Here is a 26,730-nt window from a genome sequence, read left to right as displayed (position 1 = left end):
GGACCGGCCGTGCCGACATTGGCCCGAATAGCTGCGGGACTTGCGCTTGGAACCCTGGGTGGCGTGGTCTTCCACGCGCTGGCGCTGCCCTTGCCCTGGATGCTGGGCGCGCTTTTCGTCACCATGACCGCCTCGGTCGCCGGGCTGCCAGTGCAGGGCCCCGCGCGGTTGCGCCCGGCCATCGTGGCGATCATCGGCGTGCTGCTCGGCTCGCGCTTCACGCCCGATGTGATGGGGCAGGTGGGCGAGATGCTGGTGACGCTGGCGATCCTGCTGGTCTATCTGGTGGTCGTGGCCATCGTGGTCGTGCCGTTCTACCGCTATGTCGGGCGGCAGGACTGGACCACGGCCTACTTCGCCGGAATGCCCGGCGGCCTGTCCGAAATGATCGAGTTCGGCGAGGCGCGCGGTGCCAATGTCCCGGCCATCGTGCTGGCCCATTCGTTGCGCATCGTCGTCACCATCGCGCTGATGGCCTTTCTGTTCCGCGTGGTGCTGGGCCACGATGTCGGCGCCGCCGCGATGGCTCCTGGCCCGGCGCTGGGGCTGGCCGATGCGGCGATCCTGATCGCGTCTGCGGTGCTGGGGGCATTTCTTGGCACCCGGCTTGGGTTGCCCGCGCCAACCTTCCTTGGTCCGCTGATCCTGTCGGCGGCGGTGCATCTGGCGGGCTTCACCGAAAGCGCGCCGCCGCCACTGCTGGTCAACGCGGCCCAGGTGGTGCTGGGCACGATCCTCGGCTGCCGCTTCCTGGGGATTGCCCCGGTGATGCTGGCGCGCGCGGGGCTTCTCAGCCTTGGCTCGACGATCCTGACCCTGGCGCTGGCGGGGGCTGCGGGGCTGGCGATGGGCCGGGCGGCAGGCGTCGGGCTTGACCAGGCGCTGCTTGCGCTGGCCCCGGGTGGGCTGACCGAGATGGGCCTTATCGCGCTGGCCATTCACGCCGATGTGGCCTTCGTGGCGCTGCACCACGTCGCCCGGATCCTTGTCGTCCTGGTCCTGGCTCCGCTTGCGGTGCGCTTCCTGCCTGACGACCGCTGATTTCCTGCGGCCCCCAGGGGTAGGGGGCTTGTCTTCTTGCAAATGCTTCTCATTTACATTCTACTGTAGCCAGAGCCGATGGAGCCTCCATGCCGCTTTCCCGCCGTTTCCTTCTGATTGCCACCCTGACTGCCGCACTGCCGGTCGCCGCCCAGGCGCAGGACCCTCTCAAGGTCGTCACCACCTTCACTGTCATCGCCGACATGGCGCGAAACGTGGCCGGTGACCGGGTCGAGGTCGTCTCGATCACCAAGCCCGGGGCCGAGATTCACGGCTACGAACCCACCCCGCAGGACATCGTCGGCGCTTCGGACGCCGATCTGGTGCTGTGGAACGGCCTGAACCTGGAACGCTGGTTCGAACAGTTTCTCGGCAACCTGGGCGACGTGCCCTCTGCCACGCTGACCGAGGGGATCGAACCGATCTCGATCAGCGCTGGCGAGTATGAGGGCAAACCCAACCCCCATGCCTGGATGAGCATCGACAACGCGTTGATCTACGTCGACAACATCCAGAAGGCGCTCTCGGACGCCGACCCGGCCAACGCCGCGACCTATGCGGCCAATGCCGACGCCTACAAGGCCCAGCTTCGCGCCGCCCTTGACCCCTTGAAGGCGCAGATTGCAGCGCTGCCCGAAGACCGCCGCTGGCTGGTCACCTGTGAAGGCGCCTTCAGCTACCTCGCCCGTGACCTTGGGCTGCAAGAGCTGTACCTCTGGCCGATCAACGCAGACCAGCAGGGCACGCCCCGCCAGGTCCGTTCCGTGATCGACGGGGTGCGCGAACATGCGATCCCTGCCGTCTTCTGCGAAAGCACCGTTGCGTCCGATCCCGCCGAACAGGTCGCCCGCGAAACCGGTGCCGCGTTCGGCGGCGTCCTATATGTCGACAGCCTTTCCGCTGGCGACGGGCCGGTGCCGACCTATCTCGACCTTCTGAAGGTCACCACCGAAACCATCGCCAAGGGCCTTGCGCCGGCGAACTGAGGGTGAAATGCGCGATACCGCGGGCGATCACGGGGCAGGGGGCGAGGGCATCTTCGCCGAAGGCGTCACGGTCACCTACCGCAATGGCCTGACCGCCCTGACCGACGCCAGCTTCCAGATCCCCCAGGGCACGATCACCGCGCTGGTGGGGGTGAACGGGGCCGGCAAGTCCACACTCTTCAAGGCGATCATGGGCTTTGTCCCCATCGCCCGCGGCACGATCCGTCTGCTCGGGATGCCGGTCCGCGACGCGCTGCGGCAGAACCTGGTGGCCTACGTCCCCCAGGCCGAAGATGTGGACTGGTCCTTCCCGGTCCTGGTCGAAGACGTGGTCATGATGGGCCGCTACGGCCATATGGGCTTTCTGCGCCGCCCCTCCGCCACCGACCGCGCCAAGATCGACCAGGCTCTGTCCCGCGTCGGCCTCTCCGACCTCCGCCACCGCCAGATCGGTGAGTTGTCGGGAGGCCAGAAGAAACGCGTCTTCCTGGCCCGCGCCTTGGCACAGGAAGGCCGGATCATCCTTCTCGACGAACCCTTCACCGGCGTCGACGTGAAGACCGAGGAACAGATCATCACCCTTCTGCGCACGCTGCGCGACGAAGGTCATGTCATGCTGGTCTCGACCCACAACCTGGGCTCGGTCCCGGATTTCTGCGACCGGACGGTTCTGGTGAAAGGCACCGTCCTCGCCTACGGCCCCACGGAAACCACCTTCACCCGCGACAACCTGGAACGCGCCTTCGGCGGTGTCCTGCGCCGCTTCACTCTTGGCGGCACCGACCTGCACGAGGACGACGACAGCCGCGAAATCAGCATCCTGACCGATGACGAACGCCCCTTCGTCCAATACGGTCGCAAGGGCGACAAATGACCCACGCCCATCCCTTTCATCTGTCCCCAAATATCCCCGCCGGAGGCTCTCCGAGCCGTTTTGCGTCCTTCACGCAAAAGGGCGAGACAAAAGGCTCGCGCGTCAGCGCTCCATGCAAAAACCGCCCCAACCCGCGCGCCAGCTGCCATGCTTGAGCCCTTCGCCTACGCCTACATGACCAACGCCATGTGGGTCTCCGCTTTGGTCGGAGGCGTCTGCGGCTTCCTCTCGGCCTACCTCATGCTCAAGGGCTGGTCGCTGATCGGCGATGCGCTGTCCCACTCCGTCGTGCCGGGGGTCGCCGGGGCCTACATCCTCGGCCTGCCCTTTGCCCTCGGCGCCTTCCTGTCCGGGGGCCTCGCCGCCGCTGCCATGCTGTTCCTCACCAACCGCACCGGCCTCAAGACCGACACCATCATCGGCCTCATCTTCACCTCGTTCTTCGGTCTTGGCCTGTTCCTGATCTCGGTCTACCCGACCTCTGTCTCGATCCAGACCATCACGATGGGCAACATCCTGGCCATCTCGCCCGAGGACACGCTCCAGCTGGTCCTGATCGGCGGCATCTCGGCCGTTGTCCTGCTGCTGCTCTGGAAAGACCTGATGGTCACCTTCTTCGACGAGGCCCACGCCCGCACCATCGGCCTGCGCCCCGATCTGCTGAAGATCGTCTTCTTCACCCTCCTTTCCGCCAGCACGGTGGCCGCGATGCAGACTGTGGGGGCCTTTCTGGTCGTGGCTATGGTCGTGACACCGGGGGCCACCGCTTACCTTCTGACCGACCGCTTCCCGCGCCTTCTGGCCCTCGCCGCCGGGATCGGAGCCGTCACCGGCTTTGCGGGTGCCTACCTTTCCTATTTCCTCGACGGAGCCACGGGGGGCGTCATCGTCCTGCTGCAGACCGGCCTTTTCGCGCTGGCTTTCCTCTTCGCCCCGAAACACGGCCTTCTGGCCGCGAAGCGCAGGGCGCGGGCATGATCGAGGCCCTGATCCAGCCCTTCCAGTTCCCGTTCATGCAGAACGCCTTCCTGATCGCGCTGATCGTAGCGCCGCCCACGGCCCTTCTGTCCTGCTTTCTGGTCCTGAAAGGCTGGGCGCTGATGGGGGATGCTGTCTCCCACGCCGTGCTGCCCGGCATCGTGCTGGCCTATATGGCGGGCCTGCCGCTGCTGCTTGGGGCCTTCATCGCAGGCCTTGGCAGCGCACTTCTGACCGGCTGGCTGGCCGACAACAGCCGGATCAAGCGCGACACAGTGATGGGCGTGGTCTTTTCGGCGATGTTCGCCCTTGGCATCGTCCTGCACACCGCCTACCCGTCGGATGTCCACCTTGATCATATCCTCTTCGGCAACATGCTGGGGGTCGGAGGCGCGGACCTGCTGACCGCCCTTCTGATCGCGGTCCCGGTCACCCTGGTTCTCAGCCTGAAATGGCGCGACCTGATGCTGCATGCCTTCTATCCGGCGCAGGCGCAGGTCTCGGGCCTGCCGGTGAAGCTTCTGCACTACGGGCTTCTTGCCATCCTCTCGCTGACCATCGTCGCCACGCTCTCGTCGGTGGGGCTGATCCTTGCCATCGGCCTGCTGATCGCGCCGGGAGCCATCGCCTTCCTGATCAGCCGCAGCTTTGGCGCGATGCTGATCACCGCAACCCTGGTCTGCCTGTTCGCGATGACCGCCGGGGTCTATGCCAGCTTCCACCTGGATGCGGCCCCGGCCCCCACGATCATCCTGATCCTGACCGCGATGTTCCTCATGGCCTTCCTGCGCCGCGTGATCCTGACCCGCGCCGCCTGATGCCACCTGCTGATCACCCTGCTGATTCCCTTGCAGGACTGCAGGTCAGCCTCTACCCCTAGGGTGACGCCTCAGGAACACGCACGCATGCCCGCCACCAATGCCGCCATCTGGTTCTCGTCGGACGGCTATGACCCGAAGACCAGAGGCATCAACGGTCGCCGCGTCGCAGGCGAAAGCTTCCTGCGCGGCTTTTTCGCCCATGCCGAGGTGGACGAGTTCGTGTCCCTGGCCCATGCCCAGGCCGACCATGACGCCTTCGCGCGGATCGCCGCCGACCCGGGCGTGACGCGGCCTCTGCGCGCGGTCCGCCTTGACGCGCCCGCCGCCCTGACGCCGGTCGACGTCGTCTTTTACCCCGCGCCGATCCCGACCGTGGAATGCTGGCGCCGCGCTGCGCAGGGAGGTGCAGCCTGGGCCCTGTGCGGCATCACCCACACGACCGCCACCCGCATGGTGATGCAGACCGTCTTCGATCTGCGGTCCGCACCGCAGATGCCCTGGGACGCGGTGATCTGCACTTCGCGCGCAGTGCAATCTTCAGTCCGTCGTTTGATGGAACTGGCCGAGGTTCATCTGACCCAGCGTTTCCCCGGCGCGCCGCTGCCTGCGCGCCCCTTGCTGCCGGTGATCCCGCTTGGCATCACCTGCGCCGACTTCCAGCGCGACCCGGCCCTCGGTCAGGCCTTGCGCGACCGCATCGGAGCCGGACCGCACGACATTCTGGCCGTGACCATCGCCCGCCTTACGCCGGACGAGAAGTTCGATCCCCTTCCCCTGTTCCTGGCGCTTGAATCCGCCGCGGCCGAGGTCGCGGGGCAGGGCGGCGGCAAGCTGCACCTCGTCCTTTGCGGCCAGTTCAAGGAACCCGGGTGGGAGGCGGTCTTCGCCAAAGCCGCCGCCCGCCTGATGCCCTCCTGCGGCTACCACCTCCTGGACGGCGGCAATGCCTACGACCGCAAGGCTACCCTCTCGGGTGGCGACATTTTCGTCTTCCCGATCGACAACCTGCAGGAAACCTTCGGCCTTGCGCCGATCGAGGCGATGGCGGCGGGCCTGCCGGTGATCGTTTCGGACTGGGACGGGATGAAGGACACGGTGACACCCGAGGTGGGCTTCCGCGTCCCGACAGAACTGCCGCGTCCGGGGCTGTCGACCTATGTCAGCCAGCGGCATCTGGGGGGAACCGACAGCTACATCCAGTATCTGGGCCAGGTCTCGGCCATGACGCCGCTTGACCTTCGCGCGCTGACCCGGGCGCTGGTCACGCTGGCCCTTGACCCCGGCTTGCGCGCCCGCATGGGGGCGGCAGGCCAGGCGCGGGCGCGCAGCCTCTATGACTGGTCGGCGGTCATCCCGCAGATGCAGGCGCTCTGGGGCGAACAGGCGGCGATGCTGGCCCATGCCCGGGCTCGGGGCGGCCCCGGCCTTGCCCCGGTTCCAGCTGGTCTGATCCCGGTCAGCCCGGCGGTGGACGAGATGTTCGCGGCCTATCCCACCGCCTTCGCCGCCGAGGGCCGTCGCCTTGCCGCAACACCCGGCCCCAATCCGGCCCCCGCCGAGATCTTCGGCCTGCGCAACTACGCCGCCCGCCGCCGCCTGATCGAAAGCCCGGCCCGAATCGAGGCGATCCTTGCCGCTTTCACGGCCACCGGCCCGCAGGGCGCGACCGAGGCCGAGATCGCCGCGGCCACCCGCGCCTCGGCCCCCGTCGTGGCGCGTGTGGCGCTCTGGCTGCTCAAATACGGCTACCTGCAGGAGGTTTCATGACCCGCTCCATCCTTGTCACCGGCGCCGGTGCCGGCATCGGCCGCGCCACCGCGCGCCTTTTCCTCTCCGAAGGCTGGGAGGTCACTCTCCTTGGCCGCCGCCGCGAGACGCTGGAGGAAACCGCGCAAGGTGCAGACGCCCGTATCCTGACTGCCGACGTGGGCGACCCCGCCGAGGTCGAGGCCGCCTTCGCCCAGCTTTCCCGCCTGGATGTCCTCTTCAACAACGCCGGCATCTCGGCCCCGGCAGCACCCATCGACGAAATCCCGGTGGACAAGTGGCTGGAGGTCAGTCGTACCAACATCACCGGCATGTTCCTCTGCGCTCGCGCGGCCTTCGGGCTGATGCGTCGCCAAAGCCCGCGCGGTGGCCGCATCATCAACAACGGCTCGATCTCGGCCCATGTCCCGCGCCCCGGTAGCGCGCCCTACACCATGTCCAAACACGCCGTCACCGGCCTGACCCGGACCCTGGGCCTTGACGGCCGCGCCTTCGACATCGCCTGCGCGCAAGTGGACATCGGCAATGCGCTGACCGACATGGCCGCCAGGTTCACCCAAGGCGTGCCGCAAGCCCGCGGCGACATCCGCCCCGAGCCGGTGATGGAGGTGGATCACGTCGCGCGGATGGTCCTGCACATGGCCAGCCTGCCGTTGGAGGTGAACACGCCCTTCGTGACGATCATGGCCCGCGACATGCCCTACATCGGGCGCGGCTAGAGCCGCTCGTCGATGACTTCGTCACTCCTCGCTGCCGGTGCGCGACCTTGCGACGAGAAGACGAAGTCGCACGAGGAGCCGCCCCACACCCTTCAGCCCGCCTTTGCGAACAACCCCGGCATCAGTCGCAGCAGCGTCAGCACCCGGTCATCCTGCACGGCATAGAAGATCGCCTTGCCGTCGCGGCGGGTCGAGACCAGCCCCTCCAGCCGCAGACGCGCCAGTTGCTGGCTGACCGCCGCCTGGCGCTGACCCAGCAACGCCTCCAGCTCGGTCACCGACTTTTCGCCCCCGGCCAGATGGCACAGGATCATCAGCCGCCCCTCATGGCTTAGCGCCTTCAGCAAGGCCGCTGCCTCCGGCGCGTTCGCCGCCATCCGCAGCGCAAGATCGCGTGGCTCGGTCGTTCCGACCCCGAGTGCAGACCCGCCCGGCGGGAAACGATCCAATGACATGCCAACCCTCACACAACCAGACATTGCAGAACGATAGCATGTACGCCCGACCGCCACGACTGTCCCTTGCTCAGTTTCTCGGGTCCGGGCAAGGTTCCGCCGACATCCCTCTGGAAGGACCATCATGCTCCGCCCCTCTGCCTTTACCGCCGCCGGCCGCTTCTGGCGCGGCAATCTGCACACGCATTGCACCAACTCGGACGGGGTGCTCTCAGCCGAGGAAGTCTGCCGCCGCTACAAGGCCGAGGGCTATGATTTCCTGGCAATCACCGACCATTTCATCGGCATGTACGGCTACCCGATGACCGACACGCGCCCCTGGCGTGACGCAGGTTTCACCACGCTGATCGGGGCGGAACTGCACTCTGGCGCGCAGTCGAACGGAGAGTTGTGGCACATCCTGGCCGTGGGCCTGCCCGACGATTTCGCAGCCCCTACCACGACCAGCTTCATCGCCGAACCGGGGCAGGAGACGGGGCCAGAGATCGCCGCCCGCGCCGTTGCTGCCGGGGCCTTCGTCGCCATCGCCCACCCGCAATGGTCCGGCCTGACCCTTGCCGACGCCCGCACGATCGAAGCCGCCCACGCGGTCGAGATCTACAACCACGGCTGCGCCACCGGCTGCGACCGCCCCGATGGCGCGGGGATCGCCGACCTCTTGCTGACCGAAGGCCGCCGCCTGACCCTGATCGCCACCGACGACGCGCATTTCCACGAGCCGGACCATTTCGGCGGCTGGGTCATGGTCAAATCCACCGAAAACACGCCCGAGGCACTGCTTGCCGCCCTGAAACGCGGCGATTTCTATGCCAGCCAAGGCCCGCAGATCCATGATGTCCGGGTCGAGGGCGACACGGCCTATGTCGAATGTTCCGCTGCGGTCTCGGTCGTCGCCTTGGGCTGGGGCACGGGCGCGCGCAGTGTGCATGGCCATTCCATGACCCGCGCCGAGGTTCCGCTGGACCGGCTTCTTGGCAGCCCCTGGGTCCGCATCTCGGTCATCGACGCGGCGGGCAAACGGGCCTGGTCAAATCCGATCTGGCGCGAAGCGGGCAAGAACCCCCGCATCCTTTGAACCGGGACCGGACCGAAGCCCAAAGCGTCCCCTCTCCCCGCCGGGGGAGAGGGCCAGGGTGAGGGGGGGCTGCCACCCCCGCATCATCCTGGATCGTTGTTCCCTTGGTCAGCTCAGACTGGCCTTTGGTCAGCTCAGACTGGCCTTGCGCGCGAAGAAGACCGGCACCGCCGTCACCGGCCGCTCGGCCCCGCAGCCTTTCAGCATGCCGATCCGCCGCAGGGCCGGGTCCTCGCGCCGCATCGTCCGCAGCCACCAGCCCAGTATCGCTTTCGTTCCGGTCATCGCGCTTTCCCCCTCTGCGGCTTCGTTAAGCAATTACTCATCTGGAAGTTGTGTCTCCGATGGCCGATCCAAGGAGATTTCCGGCGAAGATCATGGCAGCACCGTGGAATGCGGCCTGACAGGCGACGATCACCGACAATCGCTATGGTTGTTCACCCCACAACGGCAAAACCTGTGGATGAAGACTGCAGCCGGAAGGCAAAACTTGAAACTTTGCACCAAACGACTGACACTACAGACCCTGAGGTTCCGATGCCCGCCCGTGTGATGACCACCGATCCTGACGCCTACTTCGCCGATGGCTGCGGCCGCTGCGACCGCTTCGCGACGCCCGACTGTTCGACCCGTCTCTGGCTGCCGGGCCTTCTCACCCTCCGCCGCATCGCGTTGGAGGCGGGTCTTGCCGAGACCGCCAAATGGGGCCACCCCTGTTACATGCACGCCGGCCGCAACATTTGCCTTTTGGGGGCCTTCCGGGGCGATTTCCGCCTGACCTTCATGAACGCGGCCCTGCTGAAAGACCCCGAGGGCCTGCTGGAACGGCAAGGCCCGAACACCCGCCACCCCGATTGCCTGCGCTTCACGGACAACGACGCCCCCGCCAGACTGGAGCCGGTGATCCGCGCCTATCTGGTCGAAGCGATGACGTACGCCGACAGGGGCCTTCTGCCGCCGAAAGAGCCGACCGAGCTGACCCTTCCCGAGGAGTTGGTCGAGACCCTGGACGCCGACCCCGACCTGGCCGAGGCTTTTGCGGCCCTCACCCCCGGCAGGCAGAAAAGCTGGGCGCTGCACGTGAACTCTGCCCGGACCAGCGCCACGCGGCTTGCGCGGATTGCGAAATCCCGTCCGAAGATCCTGGCGGGCAAGGGGGCCAACGAACGCTGACCTTCCGACTTGCGGGGCCGACCGCGCCGATGATCCGGCCCGATCACCGGCTCGGCGCACCAGGTTTGCTGGCCCACCACGCCTCGGCTTGCGTCATCAGCAACTCCGTGCAGCGCGTGGCAAGGTCCTCTTGTGGCTGGATAGCGCCGCGATAGGGCGTATCGCTTGGGCTGGCGTAGACGAACCAGTGGTCGCCCCCGGTCACTGCGCCAAGCCGGACCCAGTCTTGCGTCTGGCTGACCCTCAGCTTTGCCGGTTCGGTCTTCGACTTGAGGAAACGGTTCAGCCACCCTTGGGCGGAATAGCCCAGGTTCACGCAGAAGCTTCCCCCGCCCGAGGCGAACTGGAAGGTCACCAGCGCGACGAAGCCCCCCGTTTCCCGAAAGAAGTGGGGAAACGCACCCTGAAACGCCGCAGCCCGCAACGCCGGGACGCAGACCTGCTTCAGCACCGCGACCATCGCCTTCCGGTCGGTTCTCATCCCCTGCCGTCCCCTTGACCACCCGGACCACAGTTAACACCACCCGAACGCGCCCAGGCAAGCCCTTGATGTTGCAGGAAAGCCCAAACTCGTCCGGCGTGGGCAGCCCTCAGTTCCCCAGGATGCCCGGCAGCCGCAACCCATGCTCTTTCGCGCAGGCGATTGCCGTCTCATACCCCGCATCGGCGTGCCGCCAGACGCCCGAGGCCGGGTCGTTCCACAATACCCGCTCCAGCCGTTTCGCGGCCTCCGGCGTCCCATCCGCCAGGATCACGACGCCTGCATGCTGCGAGAACCCCATCCCCACACCGCCGCCGTGATGCAGCGACACCCAGGTCGCCCCGCTGGCGGTGTTCACCAGCGCGTTCAGCAGCGGCCAGTCGCTGACCGCGTCGGACCCGTCCCGCATCGCCTCCGTCTCCCGGTTCGGGGATGCCACCGAGCCTGAATCCAGATGATCCCGCCCGATCACGATGGGGGCCTTCAACTCGCCCGAGGCCACCATCTCGTTGAACATCAGCCCCGCCCGGTGCCGGTCGCCAAGGCCAATCCAGCAGATGCGGGCCGGGAGGCCCTGGAAAGCGATCCGCTCGCCCGCCATGTCCAGCCAGCGGTGCAGTTGCGCGTTGTCGGGGAACAGCCGCTTCATCGCCGCGTCGGTTTTCCGGATATCCTCGGGGTCACCGGACAGGGCCACCCAGCGGAAGGGGCCGATCCCCTTGCAGAAGAGGGGGCGGATGTAGGCGGGCACAAAGCCGGGGAAGGCGAAGGCGTTCTCGAACCCTTCCTCCTTCGCCACCTGCCGGATGTTGTTGCCATAGTCCAGCGTCGGCACGCCCGCGTTCCAGAAGCCCACCATCGCCTCGACATGGGCGCGCATGGAGTGTCTTGCGGCCGTCTCGACCGCTGCGGGGTCCGTCTCTTGCTGCGCCCGCCATTCGGCCACCGTCCACCCTTGCGGGCAATAGCCGTGCAGGGGGTCGTGGGCCGAGGTCTGGTCGGTCACGATGTCGGGCCGCATGCCCCCCGCCTTCATCCGGGCCAGAAGTTCCGGGAAGACCTCGGCTGCGTTGCCCAGAAGGCCGACCGACTTCGCTTCGCCCTTCGAGGTCCAGTCGGCGATCATCGCAAGGGCTTCGTCCAGCGTCCGGGCCTTGGCATCGACATAGCGGGTGCGCAGGCGGAAATCGATCCGGGTCTCGTCGACCTCCACGGCCAGACAGCAGGCCCCGGCCATGACAGCAGCCAAGGGCTGCGCGCCGCCCATGCCACCGAGACCACCCGTCAGAATCCAGCGGCCTTTCAGAGAGCCGCCGTAATGCTGCCGCCCCGCTTCGGCGAAGGTTTCATAGGTGCCCTGCACGATGCCTTGCGTCCCGATGTAGATCCAGGACCCGGCGGTCATCTGGCCGTACATCATCAGACCCTTGCGGTCCAATTCGTTGAAATGCGCCCAGGTTGCCCAGTGCGGTACCAGGTTGGAATTCGCGATCAGCACCCGGGGAGCGTCCGTGTGGGTGCGCACGATGGCGATAGGCTTGCCGGACTGGACAATCAGGGTCTCGTCCGCCTCCAGATCCTTCAGGCCGGCGACGATGCGGTCGAAATCCTCCCAGGTCCGCGCCGCGCGACCGATGCCACCATAGACCACCAGCTCATGCGGGTTTTCCGCCACGTCGGGGTGCAGGTTGTTCATCAGCATCCGCATCGCCGCCTCACCGCCCCAGGTCTTGGCGGTCTTTTCCGGGCCGGTGGGGGGGTAGATGTCGCGCAGGTTGTGGCGGGGGTTCGTCATGGTCGGGCTCCGGGCTTGGGGAGGCGCCGGGGGCTTCGCGCCCCGGGACCCCCGCGGGATATTTTCAGACAGATGAAATCAGCCAAGGTCGGGCAGGGGGATGCCGGTGGCGCGGGACAAAGCGCCCTCGGCCACAAGGGCTGCGGCGCTGGCAAGGTCGGGGGCGAGATAGCGGTCCTCTTCCAGGGCGTGAACCTTGACGCGCAGGGCATGGACAGCGGCCTGGAGGGGAGGAGACGTGCGCAGGGGCGCACGGAATTCGACGCCTTGCGCGGCGCACATCGCCTCGACGCCCAGGATCACGTTCAGGTTCTTGACCATCCGCCGCAGCCTGCGGGCGCCGTGGGCGGCCATGCTGACATGGTCTTCCTGGTTGGCAGAGGTGGGGGTGCTGTCGATCACCGTTGGGTGGGCGAGGTGCTTGTTCTCGCTCATCAGAGCTGCCGTCGTCACTTCGGCGATCATCAGGCCCGAGTTGAGGCCCGGCTTCGGTGTCAGGAAGGCGGGCAGGTCGAACGACAGCGTTGGATCGACCATCAGCGCCACCCGGCGTTGGGATATCGCGCCGATTTCGGCCAGAGCCATCGCGATCATGTCGGCGGCAAAGCCCACGGGTTCGGCGTGGAAGTTGCCGCCGCTGACGATCTGGCCGTCCGACAGGACCAGCGGGTTGTCGGTGGCGGCGTTGGCCTCGATTTCCAGCGTGCGGGCGGCCATGCGCAGAACGTCCATTGCGGCCCCGGTCACCTGTGGCTGGCAGCGGATGCAATAGGGGTCCTGGACGCGGGTGTCGCCCTCGCGGTGGCTGTCGCGGATCGCCGAGCCTTCCAGCAGCGCCCGCATCGCTGCGGCTGCGGCGATCTGGCCAGGCTGGCCGCGCAAGGAGTGGATCTCGGGTTCCAGTGGCGCGGTGGAGCCCATGATGGCGTCTGTCGACAGGGCCGAGATCACCAGCGCTTCACGCGCGGATTGCCAGCCCTGAAAAAGGCCGGCCAGCGCGTAAGCGGTCGAAAACTGGGTGCCGTTGATCAGCGCAAGTCCCTCTTTCGCGCCCAGCGTGATCGGCGAAAGCCCTTTCATGGCAAGAGCTTCTGCGCCTGGCTTGACCTGACCGTCGACCGTTGCCTCGCCGTGGCCGATCATCACCGCAGTCATGTGGGCCAGGGGGGCAAGGTCGCCCGACGCACCGACCGAGCCCTGGTCAGGGATCACGGGTGTCACGCCCTGGGCCAGCATGTCCTCGATCAGGGTCACCACGACCGGCCGGACCCCCGACGCGCCGCGCCCAAGGGACAGAAGCTTCAGCACCATCATCAGCCGGGCGACGTCTTCCGGCATCGCCGCGCCAACACCGCAGCAATGGCTTAGGATCAAATTCTTCTGCAGCGTTTCCGTGTCTTCCGCGGCGATCTTCACGCTGGCAAGCTTGCCAAACCCGGTGTTCACGCCATAGACCGCCGCCGTCCCCCGCGCTGCGGCCGCGATGTGGCTGGCGGCGCGTTCAATGCCGGGGCGGGCGCTGTCGTGCAGCTTTGCGGGACGCTGCTGGCGGAAGATCCGCTCCAGCTGGGCAAGGGTGACCTGGCCGGGGATCAGGATTTCAGGCAAGGCGGCCTCCGAAGATGCGGGTGTGAAGCGGGGTCGCGCCGATGCGGTAGGCCAGTTCGGCCGGGTGGTCGGCGTCCCAGATGCAAAGGTCGGCGCGCAGCCCTGGGGCGATGCGGCCGCGGTCGGTCAGTCCAAGGGCTTTCGCCGCATGAACAGTCGTGCCCAGAAGCGCCTCTTCCGGTGTCAGGCGAAAGAGCGTGCACGCCATGTTCATCGCCAACGTCAGCGAGGCCATCGGCGAGGAGCCGGGGTTGAGGTCGGTCGCCACCGCCATCGCCACCCCCGCCGCGCGGAGGGCCGCGACAGGCGGCACCTGGCTTTCGCGCAAGGTGTAGAAGGCACCGGGCAGGATCACCGCGACGGTCCCGGACCGCGCCATCGCGGTGATTCCTTCGGGCGAGAGATATTCCAGATGGTCTGCTGAAATTGCCCCGTGCCGGGCTGCAAAGGCAGCGCCACCCAGGTCGGTCAGCTGCTCGGCGTGAAGTTTCACCGGCAGGCCAAGCGCGCGGGCCTCGGCGAAAAGGGGGGCAAGGTCGTCAGGCGAAAACGCAATGGTTTCGCAAAAGGCGTCGACGGCGTCGACCAGACCCTGGGCATGGGCGGCGTGCAGCGAGGGGATTGCGACCTCTGCGATGTAGGCCGGTGCGCGGCCGGAGTAGTCGGGCGGAATGGCATGGGCCGCAAGATGCGTGGTTTTGACCGAAACCGGCAGGTGGCGGGCGATCCCGCGGGCGGCGCGCAATAGCTTCAGCTCGTCCTCGACGGTGAGGCCGTAGCCGGATTTCACCTCGATCGTGGTGGCGCCGCTGGCGATCAGCTGGTCGACGCGCGGCAGGGCCTTGGCCAGAAGCTGGTCTTCGGACGCGGCCCGGGTGGCCGTCACCGTGGACAGGATGCCCCCGCCGGCGCGGGCGATTTCCTCGTAGCTTGCGCCCTTCAGCCGCAGCTCGAATTCCACCGCGCGGTGGCCCGCGAAGACGGCGTGCGTGTGGCAATCGATCAGGCCCGGCGTGACAAGGCGGCCTTCGGCGTTGTGTTCGGGCAACGCGCGGTAGGCGGCAGGCAGGTCCGCCATCGGTCCGGCCCAGGCGATGCGGTCCCCCTCCAGCGCTACGGCGGCGTCAGGGATCATCCCGTAGCCATCGGTCATCGTCGCAAGAGTGGCGTGGGTCAGGAGCATCTGCTTGCCTTATGGCTGATGTAATGGCTAATATGTCTAGACATAAACCCGAGTCAAGCGAGTCGCCATGATCCTGCACGCCGCCCAAGCGCTTCTGCCCGAAGGCTGGGCAAAGGATGTCCGTCTGCGGGTGGAAAAGGGCCGGATCGCCGAGGTGACGACCGGCGTGCCGGGGCAAGGCCACGACGTAATCCTGCCGGCTCCGGTCAACCTCCACTCTCACACGTTCCAGCGCGCGATGGGCGGGCTGACCGAGGCGCGGACGGCCGGTCAGGACAGCTTCTGGACCTGGCGCGCGCTGATGTACCGCTTTCTGGACCGCCTTTCCCCCGAAGACGTGCAGGCAATTGCGACCCAGGCGATGGTCGAGATGGCCGAGGCCGGGTTCGGGGCGGTCTGCGAGTTTCACTACCTGCACCATCCGGTGGGCGGCGGCACCTATGCCGATCCGGCCGAGATGTCGGGCCGTGTCGCGGCGGCCGCGCAAGAGACCGGGCTGGGGCTGACGCATCTGCCGGTGATCTATGAACAGGGCGGGGTCGATGGCCGCGTGCTGGCGGGCGGGCAGTTGCGGTTCGGGTCCTCGCCCGACGTCTACAACCAGCTGCTGGACGGGGCAGGGCGCGCGCTGTCGGGGATGCCGGACGCGGTGCTGGGAGTGGCCCCTCATTCGTTGCGGGCGGTCAGCCGGGGGACGCTTGACCGTGTCGGCGGGATGACGGGTGGGCCGGTGCATATCCATATCGCCGAACAGGTCGCCGAAGTGACTGAAGTGCTGGCGGCCTGGAGAGCGCGGCCTGTTGAATGGGCAGTGGCGAACCTGCCGCTGGACGCACGCTGGTGCATGATCCACGCGACGCAGATGACGCCAGCCGAGGTGGCGGCCCTGGCGCGGACCGGAGCCGTCGCGGGGCTTTGCCCGATCACCGAAGCGAACCTTGGAGACGGGGTCTTTGACGCGCCGGGCTGGCTGGCGGCGGGTGGGGCTTTCGGGGTGGGGACGGATTCGAATGTCCGGATCTCGCTGGCGGAAGAGCTGCGGCTGCTGGAGTATTCCCAACGCCTCGCCCTGAAGGCCCGGGCGGTGATGGCGGACACCCGGTCGACCGGCCGGCTCTTGTGGGAGGAGGCCGCGACGGGGGGCGCTCGGGCGGCAGGGCGCGGGACGGGCCGCATCGAGGTGGGTCAGTGGGCCGACCTTCTGGCGCTGGAGACGGGCGATCTGCGGCTGGAGGGGCTGAGGGGCGACCAGCTTCTGGACGCCTTCACCTTCGCGGGGCGCGACGGGCTGGTGGCTGACCTCTGGTCTGCGGGCCGACATATCGTGCAGGGCGGGCGTCACATCGCCCGCGAGGGTGTCGCGGCCCGCTTCCGCGCGACGATGCACCGGCTGCGGGCTGCGCTGTGAAAGGCTGGGAAGACATCCGCACCGAGGTGCTGCGCCGCATCCGCGCCCGCGACTGGCCACCGGGAGCGCTGATCCCGGGCGAGGAAGCGCTGGCCGAGGAGTTCGGCGTCGCCCGCGCCACGGTCAACCGGGCGCTGACCGCGCTGGCCGCGGCGGGGGTGATCGAGCGGAAGAAGCGGGCGGGCACGCGGGTGGCAGAGCTTCCGGTCCGGCGGGCACGGCTGGAGATCCCGGTGATCCGGCTGGATGTGCTGGGTCGGGGGCTGAGCTACGACTTCAAGCTGCTGTCCGACCGGCTGGCCCCGGCTCCGGTCCCGGTGACGGCGCGGCTGGGCCTGCCCGAAGCCACACCAATGCTGCAGCTGGAGACGCTGCATCTGGCCGGGGGGCGGCCTTTCGTGCTGGAGACCCGCTGGCTGAACCCGGAGGTCCTGACCTACCCCCAGCCGGACTTTGCCGCGGTCAGCGTGAACGAGTGGCTGGTGACCCATGTCAGCCTGGTCTCGGGTGACATCGCCTTTACCGCCGAACCGGCCTCGCTGCGCGAGGCCGAGGTGATGGGCGTGCCGCCCGGCACGGCGCTTTTGGTGGCCGAACGCACGACCTTTGGCATCGGCGGCCCCGTGACCTGGGTCCGGCTTGCGCATGCGCCGGGGCACCGGGTGACGATGACCTTCTGACCAGGGTGGGCGGATCGCCCACCCTACCTCCCCGCGCGAAAATGCCGGGCGACCAGCTGGGTCAGCTTGCGGTGCAGGGGCAGCGTCCGATGCCGGATGTGGATCGCCGCAAAGACCGGCTGGCGCAGGTCCGGCGCGTCCTGCACGGCCACGAACCGGCCCCCCGAGATCAGATCCTCGGCCGTCTTTTCCAGCACGTAGCCGGACCCGCCCATCGCTGTCAGCAGCGATACCACCGACCCCGACTGGCCGACCGAGACCGGCGAGGAGGCAAGGTCGGGTGTCAGCTGGCGATGCATCTCCTCGAAAGCGGGGGAGAAATGGGCGAAGACGAAGCGGGTGGGGCTGACCTCGGCCAGGACTGCCGTATCGGTCGAGACCATTCGGTAGGTGACCTCGCCCACGCTGTCGAAATGCAGGTCGGGATGGGGCTTGGGGCTGAACATGACTGCGAAGTCCAGGATGCCGGTCAGAAGGTCGGCGCACATCTGGTTGGAGTAGTCCGGCTCGATGTAGAAGGCGGTCTCGGGCAGCGCGGCGCGAAACTCGGCCACCCAGTCGCCAAGGTAGACGGCGGCAAGGTCGTTCTGGATGCCAAGGCGGAGAAGTTGCGCGGCCCCTTGCGGGATCTGGATGCGGCGCTTGGCCTCGTTCCATTCGTGGCGAAGGGCCCGGGCGTGCGGCTCGAACCGCTTGCCTTCCGGGGTGAGGTCGGTGCCGGCGCGCGAGCGGTCGAAGAGCCGCTGGCCCACGGCCTGTTCCAGCGCCGTGACGCGGGCGGAGACGGTGGATTGGGTGATCCGCAGCCGGTCCGCCGTGCGGTGGAAGCTGCGGGTTTCGGCCAGGTCGAGGAAGGTGTCGAGAAGGTCAATCTGCATGGGGTGACCGGTGCGTTTGGGGCAGGAACCGGGGGCGCTTCGCCCCCCGGACCCCCCGAGGATACTTGTGGACAGACGAATGGGCTGATCGGGTATGCCGATCAATACCCCCGGTCTGCCCGAATTGAAAGCGGGCGCGTGGCAGGGGATAGTGGCGCAGGGAACGGGGAGGCGGACATGGCGGAATTTGCGTCGGCGCGGGTGGTGATCATCGGGGGCGGGGCGGTGGGGGCCTCGGCCTTGTACCACCTGGCAAAGGCGGGGTGGACCGATGCGCTTCTGCTGGAAAAGAACGAGCTGACGGCGGGGTCGACATGGCATGCGGCGGGGAACGTGCCGACGTTTTCCTCCAGCTGGTCGATCATGAACATGCAGCGCTATTCGGCCAACCTGTACCGGGGTCTCGGCGATGCTGTCGGCTATCCGATGAACTATCACGTCACCGGCTCGGTCCGGCTGGGTCATTCCCGGGAACGGCTGCAGGAATTCCGGCGCGTGGCCGGCATGGGGCGCTATCAGGGGATGGACCTGGACATCCTGTCGCCTGAAGAGATCCGGTCGCGCTATCCCTTTGTCCAGACGCATGACCTGACGGGCGCGCTGTATGACCCCTACGACGGTGATATCGACCCCGCACAGCTGACCCAGGCGCTTGCGACGGGGGCGCGCAAGATGGGTGCCAGGATCGAACGGTTCTGCCCGGTGACAGCAGCGACTTGGACGGGCCGCGAGTGGGTGCTGTCGACGCCGAAGGGCGAGGTCCGGGCCGAGTATGTGGTGAACGCGGGCGGCTACTATGCGGCGCAGGTCGGCGCCATGTTCGGCCGCCGGGTGCCGATGATGGTGATGAGCCACCAGTATATGCTCTTTGACACGATACCGGAGCTGGAGGCGTGGACGAAAGAGGTCGGCCACAAGCTGCCTTTGCTGCGCGACGTCGATTCAAGCTACTACCTGCGGCAAGAGAAGATGGGCTTCAACCTTGGCCCCTACGAGAACCCCTGCCGGGCGCATTGGGCGACGCCGGACGACCCGATGCCCGAGGACTTTTCGTTCCAGCTCTTCCCCGATGATCTGGAGCGGCTTGAATGGCACATCAATGACGCGATGGCGCGGGTGCCGCTTTTGCAGCAGGCGAACCTGACCAAGGTGATCAATGGTCCGATCCCCTATACTCCCGACGGCAACCCGCTGATCGGCCCGATGCCGGGGGTGCCGAATGCATTCGAGGCCTGCGTCTTCACCTTCGGCATCTGCCAGGCGGGCGGGGCGGGCAAGGTGCTGGCGGAATGGGTGACGGAAGGTGGCACGGAATGGGACATGTGGTCCTGCGACCCGCGCCGCTTCACCGGGTGGGAGGATCAGGATTACCTGATCGCCAAGGGCAAGGAAGTCTACGGCCATGAATACGGAATGCATTTCCCCATGGCGCGCTGGCCTGCCGGGGCGGACCGTCGGCTTTCCCCCGTCCATGACCGGTTGAAGACGCTGGGCGCGCAGTTCGCGCCCTACAACGGCTGGGAACGGGCGGAATGGTATGCCGCGCCGGGCGACGACACGGGCTGGGAAGCGACGCAGACCTGGGGGCGCTCTGGCCCGTGGGAGGCCCGGATCAAGGCCGAATGCGAGGCGGTGCGGGATGGGGTCGGGGTCCTTGACCTGCCGGGTTTCTCGCGCCTTGTGGTCAAGGGGCCCGGGGCAAAGGCGCATGTGGCGGGTCTGACCGCCTCGCGCCTTCCGGCTGAGGGGCGGATTGGCCTGGTCTATTTTGCCGATGACCGGGGCCGGATCGTGACCGAGATGTCCTGCATGGTGCAGGGTGAGGATCAGGTCGGGCTGATCACCGCCGCCGTGGCGCAATGGCATGACGCGGATGTGCTGCGGAGGGGGCTGCCCGAGGGCTGCGTGATCGAGGATCACTCGGACGCGGTGTCCTGTTTCATCGTGACCGGGCCGAAGGCGCGTGACCTGCTTGCGCGGATCGCCGAGGCCGATCTGACTCGGCCCTGGTTGTCGGTCCAGTATGACGCGAAGGTCGCGGGCAAGGACGTGGCGCTGGTCCGGGTGTCCTTCGCGGGTGAGCTTGGCTGGGAAATCCACTGCGACACTGCGGATGCCCCTGCGATTCTGGACGCGCTTCTGGCCGGGGGGGCCAAGCCCTTTGGCATGAAAGCGCTGAATTCCTTGCGCATCGAAAAGGGCTATCGGGCGTGGAAGGGCGATCTGTCGACCGACTACTCGCTGCTGGAGGGGGGCCTCGAGCGGTTCATCGACTGGAACCACAATTTCCCCGGCAAGGCGGCGCTGGCGGCCGAGAAGCAGCAGGGCGTGAAGAAGCGGTTCGTGTCGCTGAAGGTCGAGGCCGGGGAGTGCGACGCGCCCTATATGTCCACGCTTTGGCATCAGGGTCAGGTGGTGGGAGAGACGACCTCGGGCGCCTGGGGCTACCGGGTCGGGCACTCGATGGCGCTGGGCATGCTGCGGGCGGACCTTGCAGTGGCGGGGACCGAGGTCGAGGTGGAAATCTTCGGCGACCGTGTGAAGGCCACGGTACTGCCAGATGGTCCGGCCTGGGACGCGAAGAACGAGCGCATCCGCGCGTGACAGCGGGCGCACCTGGGGTTTCACACCCCCGGACCCCCGTGGGATATTTTTGGACAGATGAAAGACCTGAGTGATGGCTGAGATTCCAACCAAGGCGCGGGCGGTGGTGATCGGGGGCGGGGTCTCGGGCTGTTCGGTGGCCTACCATCTGGCCAAGGCGGGCTGGACCGATGTCGTGCTTCTGGAGCGGCGGAAGCTGACCAGCGGGACGACGTGGCACGCGGCGGGGCTGATAGGGCAGCTGCGGGGCAGCGCGAACATGACGCGGTTGGCCAAGTATTCGGCCGATCTGTACCGCGGGCTGGAGGCGGAGACCGGGGTCGCGACGGGGATGAAGCAGGTGGGCAGCATCTCGGTCGCGCTGACGTCCGAGCGGCATGAGGAGTTGCTGCGACAGGCCACCGTGGCGCGGATCTTCGATGTCGAGGTGCATGAGATCAGCCCGCAGGAGGCGAAGGCGAAGTACCCGCACCTGAACATCGACGGCGTCGTGGGGGCCGTGGCGTTGCCGCTTGATGGACAATGTGATCCGGCCAACATCGCGATGGCGCTGGCCAAGGGCGCGCGGATGCGGGGGGCGAAGATCTTCGAGGGCGCGCTCGTGACGCGTGTGACGACGGCCGGCGGGCGCGTCACCGGAGTGGACTACGAAACCGCCGAGGGGCCGGGGCATATCCAGGCCGATGTCATCGTCAACTGTGGTGGCATGTGGGGCCGGGATCTTGCGGCACAGAATGGGGTCACGCTGCCGCTGCATGCTTGCGAGCACTTCTACCTTGTCACCGAACCCGTTGACGGGCTTAAGGATTTGCCGGTCCTGCGGGTGCCGGACGAATGCGCCTATTACAAGCAGGACGCTGGCAAGATGATGCTGGGGGCCTTCGAGCCCAAGGCCAAGCCCTGGGGCATGGAGGGCATCCGCAAGGACTTTGAGTTCGACACGCTGCCCGAGGACTGGGACCACTTCATGCCCATCCTGGAACACGCGATGAACCGGATGCCCCTATTCCAGACCGCAGGCATCCATACCTTCTTCAACGGACCGGAAAGCTTTACCCCCGACGACCGCTACTATCTGGGTGAGGCGCCCGAGGTGCAGGGCTATTGGATCGCGGCTGGATACAATTCCATCGGCATCGTGTCCTCGGGCGGGGCTGGTCAGGCGCTGGCGCACTGGATCACCGAGGGCGAGCCGCCCTTTGACCTATGGGAAGTCGATATCCGCCGCGCGCAACCCTTCCAGAAGAACCGCCGCTATTTGAAAGAGCGGGTGACCGAGACGCTGGGCCTCCTCTACGCCGACCACTTCCCCTATCGGCAGGTGGTCACATCAAGGGGCGTCCGTCGCAGCCCGATCCACGAGCATCTGAAGGCGCGTGGGGCGGTCTTTGGCGAGGTCGCGGGCTGGGAACGCGCCAACTGGTTCGCGAATGAGGGGCAGGAGCGGGACTACCGCTACTCCTGGAAGCGGCAGAACTGGTTCGACAACCAGCGCGCAGAGCATATGGCGGTGCGCGAAGCCGCGGGTCTTTTCGACATGACCTCGTTCGGCAAGATCCGGATCGAAGGCCGCGACGCCTGTGCCTATCTGAACCGAATTTCCTCGGCCCAGATGGATGTGCCAGTTGGACGGATCGTCTATACGATGTTCCTCAATGATCGCGGTGGGATAGAGGCCGACCTTACCGTGACGCGCCTGTCCGAGACCGCCTATCTGGCCGTCGTCCCCGGCGCGACGCTGCAGCGTAACCTTGCGTGGATGCGCGCACATCTTGGCGACGATTTCGCCGTGATCACCGATGTCACCGCCGCCGAAAGCGTGCTGTGCCTGATGGGTCCGCAGGCGAGGGAGGTTCTGGCCAAGGTCTCGCCCAACGACTTTAGCAACATCGCGCATCCCTTTGGGCAGGCGAAGGAAATCGAGGTCGGCATGGGCCTTGCCCGCGCCCATCGCGTCACCTACGTCGGCGAGCTTGGGTGGGAGCTGTATATACCCACCGATCAGACCGCCCATGTCTTCGAGGCGCTGATGGAGGCCGCACCGAACCTTAAACTCTGCGGCTTGCACACGCTGGACAGCTGCCGGATCGAGAAGGCTTACCGGCACTGGGGCCATGACATCACCGATGAGGACCATGTGCTTGAGGCAGGTCTTGGCTTCACGGTCAGCCGCAAGAAACCGGCCTTCCTGGGGCGAGACGCCGTTTTGCGGCGCGAAGACGAAGGCCTGGGCCGCAAGCTGCTTCAGTTCCGCCTGAAGGACCCCGAGCCTTTGCTTTTCCACAACGAAGCCATTGTCCGGGATGGAAAAATCGTCGGGCCGGTGACCAGCGGCAACTACGGCCACTTCCTGGGCGGCGCCATTGGTCTGGGCTATGTCCCCGCCAAGGGGCAAAGCGACGCCGACATCCTCGGCTCTACCTACGCGATCGAGGTCGCGGGCCAGCGCCATGCGGCCATCGCCTCACTTGTCCCGATGCACGATCCGAACTCTGAAAGGGTAAAGGCATGACCGACCTCTCCGACCTTCCGGGCGAGACCTGCGAACCCGCCCGCGCCCGTCGATCGGGTGGGCGGCAGGCCCGCGTGGCCATGCGCGCCGCCCCGCTGACGGACGAAATGCGGCCCGTCCGCCCCGGCCTGCCCGGTGGCCAGTACAAGCCGCTGACCGAGGCCGGGGTCCAGCAGATTCACGCCGCGGCACTGGACGCGCTGGAAGAGATCGGCCTTAGCCAGGCCCCGCCGTCGGGCGTGAAGCTTCTGACCGAGGCGGGGGCGATCCTGGGTGATGACGGCCGCATCCGCTTTCCCCGCGCTCTGGTCGAGGACATGCTGGCCATCGCTGCCCGCAACATCACCCTGCACGCCCGCGACCCGAAGTACGACCTGCATCTTGGCGGCACCAACGTTCACTACGGCACCGCGGGCGCTGCGGTGCATATCGTCGATCCGGTGACCAACGAGTATCGCGAATCGACCGCTCAGGACCTGTATGACGCGGCGCGGCTGGTCGACAACCTGGACAACATCCACTTCTACCAGCGCACGATGGTCTGCCGGGATGTGATGGACAACAAGGAGATGGACCTCAACACGCTGTACGGCAGCCTTGCCGGGACGGTGAAGCACGTCGGAACCAGTTTCTCGGACCCCAGCCACGTGGCCGATTGTTTCGATCTGATCCACATGGTTGCGGGTGGCGAGGAGAAGTGGCTGGAACGGCCCTTCGTCAGCAATTCGAACTGCTTCGTCGTCCCCCCGATGAAATTCGCCGAGGAGTCCTGCATCACGATGGAGGATTGCATCCGGCGCGGGATGCCGATGCTGCTTCTGTCGGCCGGGCAGGCCGGGGCCACCGCGCCCGCGCCCATCGCGCTGACCATCGTACAGGCGGTGGCGGAATGTCTGGCGGGTGTGGTCTATGTGAACGCGATAAAGCCCGGGGCTCCGGCGATCTTCGGGACCTGGCCTTTTGTTTCCGATCTAAGAACGGGCGCGATGTCGGGCGGGTCGGCCGAACAGGCGCTTCTGACCGCCGGTTGCGCGCAGATGCACCGGTTCTACGACTTGCCGGGGGGCGCCGCCTCGGGGATCAGCGACTCCAAGTTGCCGGATATGCAGGCGGGCTGGGAGCAGGGGATCACCAACGCGCTCGCCGGTCTTGCGGGCCTGAACATGTGCTACGAGGCGGTGGGGATGCATGCCTCGCTGCTGGGCTTCTGCCTTGAATCGCTGGTCCTGGGCGACGACCTTCTGGGGCAGACCATGCGCCTGGTGCGCGGGATCGACGTCACGCCGGACAGCACCAGCATCGACGCGATGAAAGAGGTCTGCCTGGGCGGCCCGGGGCACTATCTCGGGTCGGATCAGACGCTGAAGCTGATGCAGACGGAATACATCTACCCCAACGTCGGCAACCGGATGTCGCCAAAGGAATGGAACGAGGCCGGCAAACCTCTGCTTCTGGACACCGCCATCGCCCGGAAGAACGCGATCCTTGCCAAGGCCGGCTGCCGGGTGGACCCCGAAATCGACGCGATGATCCGCAAGCGGTATAACATCTACTTCAAATAAGCCTGCCAAGCTGCGGGAAAGAGGGACAAATGCACTACGGATATATCGGCCTTGGCAACCTTGGTGCGGCCTGCGCGGGCTGTCTGGTTAAGGCTGGCTTCAAGGTCACGGTCTATGACCTTAACCCAAGCCTGGCCGATCCTCTGGTGGCACAAGGGGCGACGCTTGCGTCCAGTGCCGAAGCTGTGGCCGCATCGGTGGACCATGTCATCACCTGCCTGCCGTCCCCCGCCGTATCAGAGCGCGTGTTGCGCAACACCCTGCCGCACATGAAGCCGGGTGCGTCCTGGGTCGAGATGTCGACACTCGGCCGCGACGAAGTGCTGAAACTGGCCGCCGTGGCCGAAGCAGGCGGCGTCCGGATGATGGAGCTTCCCGTGACCGGCGGGGTGCATCTGGCCCATCAGGGCAAGATCACCATGCTGGCGGGTGGGGACCGCGACCTCTATGATCTGCACACCAAGGCCATGCAGGCGATGGGCGACCGGATCTTCCACATGGGGCCTTTGGGGTCGTCGTCGATCATCAAGGTGATCACCAACATGCTGGCCTTCATCCATCTGAAAGCCACCTCCGAGGCGCTGATGCTGGCCAAGCGTGGCGGGCTGGATCTGGGTCAGGCCTGGCATGCGATTGCAGCCAGTTCTGGAAACAGTTTCGTGCATGAGACGGAAGGCGCGCTGATCCTGAACGGCTCTTACGACATCGCGTTCAACATCGATCTGGCGTTGAAGGACCTGGGTTTTGCGCTTGGCTTCGGGAAAGAGTTCTGCGTGCCGCTGGATCTCGCGTCGATGACCAACCAGACCTACATCGCGGCCAAAGCGGCCTATGGCGGTGAAGCGCAGTCGCCGATGATCGCCAAGCTTTTGGAGGACCTCCTCGGCACGGACTTGCGCGCGCCTGGCTTCCCGGCCCGGCTGGAGTGAGGGGTTGAGGCGCGCGGGCCGACGCGCTAGCGTCTGGTGAAGTCCCGCCGCCAAGCCCTTGATTTCGCAGGAACCGCCATGACCGCCGAAACCGACGCCAGGATTGCTCGCCTCTTGCATCACCGGAAGGCGGGCCTCTCGTTGGGCGAGCCGGTCGTGCCCCCGATTTCGGTCGCGACCACTTTCCATCTGCCGCAGGCGCAGGGGGCCGCGCACTACTACGGTCGCTCTGGTCAGCCCACCTGGGACGCGGTCGAGGCGCAGCTTGCGATCCTGGAGGGGGCCGAGGTCGTGTCCTTCCCCTCCGGCATGGCCGCGATCACGGCGGCGCTGGTCTGCTGCCTGAAGGCCGGGGCCAAGGTGATGATCCCGTCGGATGGCTACTACGTGACCCGTCTTCTGGGGCGCGACCTGCTGCAGGTCTACGGGGTCGAGGTCGTCCAGATCCCGACGCTGGAGATGGAGGCTGCCGATTTCACGGGCTTTCAGGTGATCTATATCGAGACGCCCTCGAACCCCGGTCTCGACACGGTCGACATCGCCGCGCTGGCCCGCAAGGCGCATGCCGCCGGTGCGTTGCTGCTTGCCGACAACACGACGATGACGCCCCTGTTGCAGCGCCCGCTGGACCTGGGGGCCGACCTGGTGGTCGCCGCCGATACCAAGGCGCCGGCAGGTCATTCGGACGCGCTTTTCGGTCATGTGGCGGGGCGGGATGCGAACCTGATGGCCCGGATTCGCGAGTGGCGGCGGCAGTCGGGGTCGGTGCCCGGCCCGTTCGAGGCCTACCTCGTCCACCGCGGGCTGGAGACGCTTGAGGTGCGACTGTCGCGGATGTGCGCCTCGGCTGCGGTGATCGCCGAACGTCTGGCGGTGCATCCCAAAGTGCGGGGCGTGCGCTATCCGGGGCTGCCGGGCGACGCCTCGCACAAGGCGGTCGGCACGCAGATGACCAACGGGGGCTTCCTGATCGGGTTCGAAATGGCGGGGGAAGCTGAGGCCGAAGGGTTCCTCGCCCGTTGCCCGCTGATCGAGCAGGCCACCAGCTTTGGCGGCGTCCACACTGCGGCCGAGCGTCGGGCGCGTTGGGGGGACGCCGTGGCGGACGGGTTCATCCGGCTGTCGGTGGGGGTGGAGCAGGTCGAGGTGCTGTGGTCGGCCATCGACGCGGCGCTGGCGGGGTAGGTCCAAATTTCTTGAG

Annotated in this window: 23 protein-coding genes; 16 read left to right on the top strand and 7 right to left on the bottom strand. The window is 66.8% G+C overall.

From position 1 onward, the window contains the following. Positions 1 to 9: 9 nt before the first annotated feature. From U1E69_RS08205 to U1E69_RS08175, 7 genes are all read left to right on the top strand, one after another. Positions 10 to 1,041 (top strand): AbrB family transcriptional regulator, encoded by a 1,032-nt coding sequence (locus U1E69_RS08205; RefSeq protein WP_322243901.1) that lies wholly within the window; start codon positions 10 to 12, stop codon positions 1,039 to 1,041. An 89-nt stretch (positions 1,042 to 1,130) separates the two neighbouring features. Further along, complete coding sequence (locus U1E69_RS08200; protein ID WP_322243899.1) at positions 1,131 to 2,027, top strand: metal ABC transporter substrate-binding protein; 897 nt, start codon at positions 1,131 to 1,133, stop codon at positions 2,025 to 2,027. Between the two features lie 7 nt (positions 2,028 to 2,034). Then, a complete protein-coding gene (locus tag U1E69_RS08195; protein WP_322243898.1) occupies positions 2,035 to 2,901 on the top strand; it encodes a manganese/iron ABC transporter ATP-binding protein in 867 nt (288 codons plus the stop codon). A gap of 147 nt (positions 2,902 to 3,048) precedes the next feature. After that, positions 3,049 to 3,879, top strand: a complete 831-nt coding sequence (locus tag U1E69_RS08190; RefSeq protein WP_322243896.1) for a metal ABC transporter permease — start codon at positions 3,049 to 3,051, stop codon at positions 3,877 to 3,879. After that, positions 3,876 to 4,697: a metal ABC transporter permease gene (locus tag U1E69_RS08185; protein ID WP_322243894.1), complete on the top strand. Its 822-nt coding sequence runs from the start codon at positions 3,876 to 3,878 to the stop codon at positions 4,695 to 4,697. Before U1E69_RS08190 ends, U1E69_RS08185 begins: the two co-directional genes overlap by 4 nt. Positions 4,698 to 4,784: 87 nt before the next feature. Then, positions 4,785 to 6,467 carry a glycosyltransferase family 4 protein gene (locus tag U1E69_RS08180; RefSeq protein ID WP_322243892.1) on the top strand — a complete coding sequence of 561 codons (1,683 nt, stop codon included), beginning with the start codon at positions 4,785 to 4,787 and terminating at the stop codon, positions 6,465 to 6,467. Continuing rightward, positions 6,464 to 7,186 carry an SDR family oxidoreductase gene (locus tag U1E69_RS08175; protein WP_322243890.1) on the top strand — a complete coding sequence of 241 codons (723 nt, stop codon included), beginning with the start codon at positions 6,464 to 6,466 and terminating at the stop codon, positions 7,184 to 7,186. Before U1E69_RS08180 ends, U1E69_RS08175 begins: the two co-directional genes overlap by 4 nt. Before the next feature lie 92 nt (positions 7,187 to 7,278). Here U1E69_RS08175 and U1E69_RS08170 read toward each other — a convergent pair whose 3' ends face one another. Beyond that, a complete protein-coding gene (locus tag U1E69_RS08170; protein WP_322243939.1) occupies positions 7,279 to 7,563 on the bottom strand; it encodes a metalloregulator ArsR/SmtB family transcription factor in 285 nt (94 codons plus the stop codon). 202 nt (positions 7,564 to 7,765) lie between these two features. On the opposite strand from U1E69_RS08170, the gene U1E69_RS08165 reads away from it, so the two are divergent. Beyond that, positions 7,766 to 8,716, top strand: a complete 951-nt coding sequence (locus U1E69_RS08165; protein ID WP_322243888.1) for a CehA/McbA family metallohydrolase — start codon at positions 7,766 to 7,768, stop codon at positions 8,714 to 8,716. 129 nt (positions 8,717 to 8,845) lie between these two features. Here the strand turns inward: U1E69_RS08165 and U1E69_RS08160 are convergent, their stop codons facing one another. Beyond that, positions 8,846 to 9,001 carry a hypothetical protein gene (locus U1E69_RS08160; RefSeq protein ID WP_322243886.1) on the bottom strand — a complete coding sequence of 52 codons (156 nt, stop codon included), beginning with the start codon at positions 8,999 to 9,001 and terminating at the stop codon, positions 8,846 to 8,848. A 267-nt stretch (positions 9,002 to 9,268) separates the two neighbouring features. Between U1E69_RS08160 and U1E69_RS08155 the strand changes: the two genes are divergently transcribed. Further along, positions 9,269 to 9,889: a YdeI/OmpD-associated family protein gene (locus tag U1E69_RS08155; RefSeq protein ID WP_322243884.1), complete on the top strand. Its 621-nt coding sequence runs from the start codon at positions 9,269 to 9,271 to the stop codon at positions 9,887 to 9,889. A 43-nt stretch (positions 9,890 to 9,932) separates the two neighbouring features. On the opposite strand, the gene U1E69_RS08150 is transcribed toward U1E69_RS08155, so the two are convergent. From U1E69_RS08150 to hutI, 4 genes are all read right to left on the bottom strand, one after another. After that, on the bottom strand, positions 9,933 to 10,370 hold the full coding sequence (locus U1E69_RS08150; protein ID WP_322243883.1) for a DUF4304 domain-containing protein: 438 nt from the start codon (positions 10,368 to 10,370) through the stop codon (positions 9,933 to 9,935). Between the two features lie 109 nt (positions 10,371 to 10,479). Next, positions 10,480 to 12,165, bottom strand: a complete 1,686-nt coding sequence (gene hutU / locus U1E69_RS08145; RefSeq protein WP_322243882.1) for a urocanate hydratase — start codon at positions 12,163 to 12,165, stop codon at positions 10,480 to 10,482. A 78-nt stretch (positions 12,166 to 12,243) separates the two neighbouring features. Beyond that, entirely contained in the window at positions 12,244 to 13,773 is a 1,530-nt protein-coding gene (gene hutH, locus U1E69_RS08140) for a histidine ammonia-lyase (protein WP_322243880.1), read from the bottom strand. After that, positions 13,766 to 14,956 carry an imidazolonepropionase gene (gene hutI, locus U1E69_RS08135; protein ID WP_322243878.1) on the bottom strand — a complete coding sequence of 397 codons (1,191 nt, stop codon included), beginning with the start codon at positions 14,954 to 14,956 and terminating at the stop codon, positions 13,766 to 13,768. Before hutI ends, hutH begins: the two co-directional genes overlap by 8 nt. A gap of 67 nt (positions 14,957 to 15,023) precedes the next feature. Between hutI and U1E69_RS08130 the strand changes: the two genes are divergently transcribed. Further along, positions 15,024 to 16,364 (top strand): formimidoylglutamate deiminase, encoded by a 1,341-nt coding sequence (locus tag U1E69_RS08130; protein ID WP_322243877.1) that lies wholly within the window; start codon positions 15,024 to 15,026, stop codon positions 16,362 to 16,364. Further along, positions 16,361 to 17,044 (top strand): GntR family transcriptional regulator, encoded by a 684-nt coding sequence (locus tag U1E69_RS08125; RefSeq protein WP_322243875.1) that lies wholly within the window; start codon positions 16,361 to 16,363, stop codon positions 17,042 to 17,044. Before U1E69_RS08130 ends, U1E69_RS08125 begins: the two co-directional genes overlap by 4 nt. Before the next feature lie 23 nt (positions 17,045 to 17,067). Here U1E69_RS08125 and U1E69_RS08120 read toward each other — a convergent pair whose 3' ends face one another. Beyond that, complete coding sequence (locus U1E69_RS08120) at positions 17,068 to 17,922, bottom strand: LysR family transcriptional regulator (protein ID WP_322243874.1); 855 nt, start codon at positions 17,920 to 17,922, stop codon at positions 17,068 to 17,070. A 177-nt stretch (positions 17,923 to 18,099) separates the two neighbouring features. Here U1E69_RS08120 and U1E69_RS08115 point away from each other — a divergent pair, with 177 nt between their 5' ends. The 5 genes from U1E69_RS08115 to U1E69_RS08095 all read left to right on the top strand — a co-directional run bounded on the left by U1E69_RS08115 (position 18,100) and on the right by U1E69_RS08095 (position 26,714). Beyond that, positions 18,100 to 20,526, top strand: coding sequence for an FAD-dependent oxidoreductase (locus tag U1E69_RS08115; protein ID WP_322243872.1), 2,427 nt, complete (start codon positions 18,100 to 18,102; stop codon positions 20,524 to 20,526). 73 nt (positions 20,527 to 20,599) lie between these two features. After that, a complete protein-coding gene (locus U1E69_RS08110; protein WP_322243870.1) occupies positions 20,600 to 23,038 on the top strand; it encodes an FAD-dependent oxidoreductase in 2,439 nt (812 codons plus the stop codon). Continuing rightward, positions 23,035 to 24,600: a trimethylamine methyltransferase family protein gene (locus tag U1E69_RS08105; RefSeq protein WP_322243868.1), complete on the top strand. Its 1,566-nt coding sequence runs from the start codon at positions 23,035 to 23,037 to the stop codon at positions 24,598 to 24,600. The genes U1E69_RS08110 and U1E69_RS08105 overlap by 4 nt, the downstream gene beginning before the upstream one ends. A 29-nt stretch (positions 24,601 to 24,629) precedes the next feature. Continuing rightward, positions 24,630 to 25,529 carry an NAD(P)-dependent oxidoreductase gene (locus tag U1E69_RS08100; RefSeq protein WP_322243866.1) on the top strand — a complete coding sequence of 300 codons (900 nt, stop codon included), beginning with the start codon at positions 24,630 to 24,632 and terminating at the stop codon, positions 25,527 to 25,529. A 78-nt stretch (positions 25,530 to 25,607) separates the two neighbouring features. Continuing rightward, the gene (locus U1E69_RS08095) at positions 25,608 to 26,714 is read left to right on the top strand and encodes a cystathionine gamma-lyase (protein ID WP_322243865.1); all 1,107 of its coding nucleotides are present in this window, start codon (positions 25,608 to 25,610) and stop codon (positions 26,712 to 26,714) included. Positions 26,715 to 26,730 lie beyond the last annotated feature (16 nt).

The sequence above is a fragment of the Tabrizicola sp. genome, assembly GCF_034366665.1.
Lineage (GTDB): Bacteria > Pseudomonadota > Alphaproteobacteria > Rhodobacterales > Rhodobacteraceae > Tabrizicola.
Note: the sequence above shows the minus strand (reverse complement) of the source record. Positions and strands in the feature narration are given on the sequence as shown.

Coding starts and splice junctions, on each gene's coding strand:
- U1E69_RS08200 (WP_322243899.1), top strand. CDS start 1,131: ATGCCGCTTTCCCGCCGTTTCCTTCTGATTGCCACCCTGACTGCCGCA.
- U1E69_RS08150 (WP_322243883.1), bottom strand. CDS start 10,370: ATGAGAACCGACCGGAAGGCGATGGTCGCGGTGCTGAAGCAGGTCTGC.
- U1E69_RS08100 (WP_322243866.1), top strand. CDS start 24,630: ATGCACTACGGATATATCGGCCTTGGCAACCTTGGTGCGGCCTGCGCG.
- hutI (WP_322243878.1), bottom strand. CDS start 14,956: ATGCTCCTGACCCACGCCACTCTTGCGACGATGACCGATGGCTACGGG.
- U1E69_RS08155 (WP_322243884.1), top strand. CDS start 9,269: ATGACCACCGATCCTGACGCCTACTTCGCCGATGGCTGCGGCCGCTGC.
- U1E69_RS08190 (WP_322243896.1), top strand. CDS start 3,049: ATGCTTGAGCCCTTCGCCTACGCCTACATGACCAACGCCATGTGGGTC.
- U1E69_RS08175 (WP_322243890.1), top strand. CDS start 6,464: ATGACCCGCTCCATCCTTGTCACCGGCGCCGGTGCCGGCATCGGCCGC.
- U1E69_RS08130 (WP_322243877.1), top strand. CDS start 15,024: ATGATCCTGCACGCCGCCCAAGCGCTTCTGCCCGAAGGCTGGGCAAAG.
- U1E69_RS08095 (WP_322243865.1), top strand. CDS start 25,608: ATGACCGCCGAAACCGACGCCAGGATTGCTCGCCTCTTGCATCACCGG.
- hutU (WP_322243882.1), bottom strand. CDS start 12,165: ATGACGAACCCCCGCCACAACCTGCGCGACATCTACCCCCCCACCGGC.
- U1E69_RS08195 (WP_322243898.1), top strand. CDS start 2,035: ATGCGCGATACCGCGGGCGATCACGGGGCAGGGGGCGAGGGCATCTTC.
- U1E69_RS08185 (WP_322243894.1), top strand. CDS start 3,876: ATGATCGAGGCCCTGATCCAGCCCTTCCAGTTCCCGTTCATGCAGAAC.
- U1E69_RS08165 (WP_322243888.1), top strand. CDS start 7,766: ATGCTCCGCCCCTCTGCCTTTACCGCCGCCGGCCGCTTCTGGCGCGGC.
- U1E69_RS08105 (WP_322243868.1), top strand. CDS start 23,035: ATGACCGACCTCTCCGACCTTCCGGGCGAGACCTGCGAACCCGCCCGC.
- U1E69_RS08160 (WP_322243886.1), bottom strand. CDS start 9,001: ATGACCGGAACGAAAGCGATACTGGGCTGGTGGCTGCGGACGATGCGG.
- U1E69_RS08110 (WP_322243870.1), top strand. CDS start 20,600: ATGGCTGAGATTCCAACCAAGGCGCGGGCGGTGGTGATCGGGGGCGGG.
- U1E69_RS08180 (WP_322243892.1), top strand. CDS start 4,785: ATGCCCGCCACCAATGCCGCCATCTGGTTCTCGTCGGACGGCTATGAC.
- U1E69_RS08115 (WP_322243872.1), top strand. CDS start 18,100: ATGGCGGAATTTGCGTCGGCGCGGGTGGTGATCATCGGGGGCGGGGCG.
- U1E69_RS08120 (WP_322243874.1), bottom strand. CDS start 17,922: ATGCAGATTGACCTTCTCGACACCTTCCTCGACCTGGCCGAAACCCGC.
- U1E69_RS08170 (WP_322243939.1), bottom strand. CDS start 7,563: ATGGCGGCGAACGCGCCGGAGGCAGCGGCCTTGCTGAAGGCGCTAAGC.